Source organism: Frankia sp. CeRuru1 (assembly GCF_977966315.1).
In genome coordinates this window covers 6,889-11,704 of sequence record NZ_CDWWEW010000152.1, presented here as the reverse complement: position 1 = coordinate 11,704, position 4,816 = coordinate 6,889, and the positions used below count along the sequence as shown (strand labels likewise).

Here is a 4,816-nt window from a genome sequence, read left to right as displayed (position 1 = left end):
CGGCCCACCCCGTGCCGTCGGCGGCATCCGCGTACGACTTGCACCGGCCGTCGGCGGCGAGCGCCCCCTGCCGGGAGAACTCCATGAAGATGCCGGGGCTGGCCATCACGGTGGCGCCGCCGGCAAGCGCCAGCGAGCACTCGCCCTGCCGCAGCGCCTGCGCGGCCAGATGGATCGCGACCAGCGAGGACGAGCAGGCCGTGTCCACCGTGACCGCCGGGCCCTCGAACCCGAACACGTACGACACCCGGCCGGAGGCCACACTCGCCCCGGCCCCGGTCATCGCGAACCCGCCGACCTCGTCCGGCACGGTGGCGCCGGTGTAGTAGTCGACGCCCATGATGCCGGTGAAGACACCGACGTCGGTGCCGCGCAGCGTGTCCGGGTCGATCCCCGCCCGCTCCAACGCCTCCCACGAGGTCTCCAACAGCAACCGCTGCTGCGGGTCCATCGCGACGGCCTCGCGGGGAGAGATACCGAAGAACCCCGGATCGAACCGGCCCGCCTCATGCAGGAAACCACCCCGGTCGACATACGAGCGGCCCGCGCGCTCGCCGCCGGGATCGGCGTCCGGGTCGGCATCCGGGTCGAACACCTCGTCCAGGTCCCAGCCGCGGTCGTCGGGGAAGCCGGTGACACCGTCCCGGCCGTCCCGCACCAGGCGCCAGAGGTCGTCCGGCGTCCGGACTCCGCCAGGCAGCCGGCAGGCCATGCCGACGACCGCCACGGGCTCCCCCGCGTCGGCCGTCCGGAGCGGCTCGACGGCTTCCGGCAGGCCCGAGCCGTCGAGCTCGCCGAGCAGGAACCGGCCCAGCGCGCGCGGCGAGGGGTGGTCGAAGACGACGGTCGCGGGCAGGGCGACGCCGCTCGCTTCACGCAGCCGGTTGCGCAGCTCGACCGCGGTCAGCGAGTCGAAACCGGCGTCCCGGAACGCGGTGTCGGGCTGTACCTGGCCGACGCCGGCGTGGCCCAGCACGGCGGCCACGTGGGTGCGGACCACGTCGAGCAGCAGGCTCTCCCGGGCGGGCCCGCCGAGGCCGGCCAACCGTCCGGCCAGGTCGCCCGGCCCGCCGCCACCGGCCTCGCCACCGCGGGCGCGCTGCCGGGCGGTGGGCACCAGGTCACGCAGCAGCGGGGGCACGGCGCCGCTCTCGCGAAGCGCGGCGAGGTCGAGCCGGACCGGTATCACCAGCGCGCTCCCGCCGGCGAGCGCGGCGTCGAACAGGGCCAGGCCCTCGGCCGGAGCCAGGGGCACGACCCCGCCGCGGCGGCGCATCCGGCCGCGGGCCTGGTCGTCGACGCCGGCGCCCATGCCGTCGTCCTGCCGCCACGGTCCCCAGGCCAGCGAGATGCCCGGCCGGCCCTGGGCCCGGCGGGCGGCCATGAGCGTGTCGAGGTAGGCGTTCGCCGCCCCGTATCCACCGGTTCCGGCGCCGAGGAAGGTGCCGGAGACGGAGGAGAACATCGCGAAGACGTCCACGTCGAGGTCGCGGGTGGCACGGTCGAGGTTCTGTGCCGAGACAACCTTGGCCGCGAAGACCTCGGCCAGCCGGTCCGGGTCGGTCCGGGTCACGATCCCCGCGTCGAACACGCCGGCGGCGTGGATCACCCCGCTCAGCCGGCGCTCGGCGGCCAGCCGGCCGACGAGGGCGGTGACGGCGTCGGCGTCCGAGACGTCGACGGCGACGAGCTCGACGCTCTGCGCACCCAGGTCGCTCAGCCGCTCGGCCAGCTCGATGGCGCCCTCGGCGGCCGGGCCGCGGCGGCCGGCGAGGGTGAGGTGCCGGACGCCGTGGGCGGTCACCAGGTGCGCCGCCAGCAGGCTGCCGAGCGAACCGGTGCCGCCAGTGATCAGCACGGTGCCGGCGGGGTCGAACGGCGACGCCGGGCCCTGGACCGGCGTCGCGTCCGATGCGGCGCTCAGCTCGGGGTAAGGAGCCGATGCACGGGACGCGCGGGTCATCCGAGGGGCCAGGAAGGTGGAGCCGCGGACGGCGAGCTGCGGCTCGCCGTCCGGCAGCCGGTCCGGCAACGAGCCGTCGGGACCGAGGTCGACGAGGACGAACCGGCCTGGGTTCTCGGCCTGGGCCGCCCGGACCAGGCCCCAGACGGCGCCTCCCGCCGGGCCGTGCCCGGGATCGACGACCGGTTCGGGTCCGGCGGCCACGGCTCCGCGGGTCACGACGACGAGTGGCCCGGAGCCCGGCGTCGCAGCGGTGTCGACCGCGAGCCAGTCCTGCAGGACGGCCAGCACCCGGGTGGTCTCGGCGAGCGGATCGTCGCCGGAGACCTCGACCACGGTCCGTCCGGGGCGCTCGCCGGCGTCGGCCGGCGGGCCGGCCGGGTGCGCCACCGGGCGCCACTCGATCTCGTAAAGCGAGTCCGGCCCGGTCGCGCCGCGCGCGCTGGCGGCGGTGAGCTGGGCGCTGGTGACGGCGCGGGATACGAGCGAGTCGACCGTGACGACGGGCGCACCGGTGTCGTCGGCCGCGTCCAGGACGAGGGTGTCGGGGCCGGGCCGGCGGACCCGGACCCGCAGCGACGTCGCGCCCGCGGCATGCAGGCGCAGGCCGCTCCAGGCGAACGGCAGCCGGACCACCGCCTCCTCCGGTCCGCCGGTGGCCGGGTCGCCCGCTGCCGGACTGTCGGCGACGGCGGCGAGGACGGCGGAGTGCAGGGCCGCGTCGAGCAGACCAGGGTGGATGCCGGAGGCGGCCGCGACAGCCCGGTGCTCGGGCGCCACGGCGACCTCGGCGAAGACGTCGGAACCGCGCCGCCAGGCCGAGCGGACGCATCGGAACGCCGGCCCGTACTCGTACCCGGCCCGGGCGAGCAGCTCGTAGCCGCCGGTGAGGTCGACGGGCCGGGCGCCCGCCGGCGGCCAGGCCGCGAGGTCGGGCTCGGGGGTGCGGTCGGAAGTGGGGCCGGTCCCGTCGGTCGTTTCGGGCACGGCCAGCGTGCCGCTCGCGTGGCGGGTCCACTCGGTGGCCTCGTCCGGCGCGGACCAGATCTCGACCGTGCGGGTGGCGGAAGTGCCGTGGCTCTCCCCCGGCCCCCCGAGGACGACATGCACCCGGACGCTGCCCTGCCGAGGCACGACGAGGGGGCTTTCGATCACAAGCTCGCGCAGTACACCGCACCCGGCCTCGTCGCCGGCCCGGACGGCCAGCTCGACCAGGCCGGTGCCCGCCACCAGGACGACACCGCCGATGGAGTGGTCGGCCAGCCAGGGGTGGGTGCGCAGCGACAGCCGGGAGGTCAGGGCCAGGCCGCCGTCCCGCGGCAGGCTGACCACGGCGCCGAGCAGCGGATGGTCCGCCCCGGCCTGGCCGAGGGCCGCGGGATCGGCCGGGGCGGCCGCCGGCAGCCAGTAGTGCTGGTGGTCGAAGGCGTAGGTCGGCAGCTCGACGCCCGCGCCGTCGCCGCCGTCCGGCAGCATCGCTGTCCAGTCGACCTCGACGCCTCGGGTGAACAGCTCGGCGGCGGCGGCGAGCGCCGTCGGGACCTCCGGCCGGCCGTCGCGCATCATCGGCACGCCGGGCCGGCCGGCCGCGGCCGGCAGACCGGACAGCGCGGCGCCCGGCCCCACCTCGAGGAACACTCCCCCGCCTGCGGCGATCGCCGCCTGCACGCCGTCCGCGAACCGGACGGTCCGCCGCACGTGGTCGGCCCAGTAGCCGGGCGTGGCGAGCTCGTCGCCGGCGATCTCACCAGTCAGGTTGGAGACGACCGGCACGGACGGCTGGTGCCACCGCACCTGTTCCAGGACGGTCCTGAACTCGGCCAGCACGGGCTCCATACGGGCGGAGTGGAACGCGTGCGACACCGTCAGCCGCCGGGTCCGGGCACCGCGCTCGCGCATCCGGGCGGCGGCGGCCAGCACGGGCACCTCGTCACCGGACAGGACGACGGCGTCCGGCCCGTTGACCGCGGCGAGGTCGACGCCGGCGCCGAGGAACTCGCGCACGGCGTCCTCGGGCGCGCCGACCGCGACCATCGCACCGCCTTCCGGCAGCGCCTCCATCAGCCGCCCGCGGGCGGCCACGACCGCGGCGGCGTCCGGCAGCGACAGCACACCGGCCAGGTGGGCGGCCGTGATCTCGCCGATCGAGTGCCCGATCATGAGGTCGGCCCGGATGCCCCAGGACTCGACCAGCCGGGCCAGCGCGACCTCGACGGCGAACAGGCCGGTCTGGGTGAACACCGTCCGGTCCAGGCGGTCGGTGCCGTCCGCGCCGTCCGCACCGTCGTCAGCGAGGAGTACGGCGCGGATGCCGGGTCCGGCGGCGGCGCCGAGCCGTTCGTCGAGCAGGGCGCAGGTCTCGTCGAACGCGTCGGCGAAGACCTGGAAGCGGCGATGGAGCTCGCGGCCCATGCCCGGCCGCTGGGAACCCTGGCCGGGGAAGACGAACACCACCTTGCCGGGCCGACCGCCCGGGCCGGTGACGATGTTCGGGGCCGGTTCGGCCCGGGCGAGGACGTCCAGACCCGTCAGGGCCTCGGCGGTGGACGTGGCCAGGAGGACGGCCCGGTCGGGCATCCGTACCCGCCGGTTCACAAGGGCGCCGGCGAGATCCTGCAGCGTGGTGTCGTGCTGGCGCAGGAAACCTGCGAGCCGTCCGGCCTGGCCCGCCAGCGCGGCGGCGCCGCGAGCGGTCATGACCAGAGGCACCACCGGTGTCTCTCCGGACGGGCAGTCGCCCGCAGCCGCATCGGCGGGATGCCCGCCCTCGGCGGTGGGTGCCTCCTCAAGGATGAGGTGGGCGTTCGTCCCACTCACACCGAACGACGACACACCCGCCCGACGCGGCCGACT

Annotated in this window: 1 protein-coding gene; it reads right to left on the bottom strand. The window is 76.4% G+C overall.

The genetic code is table 11. From position 1 onward, the window contains the following. Positions 1–4,780: SDR family NAD(P)-dependent oxidoreductase (locus AC08OP_RS12795; protein WP_476614387.1), on the bottom strand; the 4,780-nt coding region annotated here is incomplete at its 3' end. Positions 4,781–4,816: the final 36 nt, after the last annotated feature.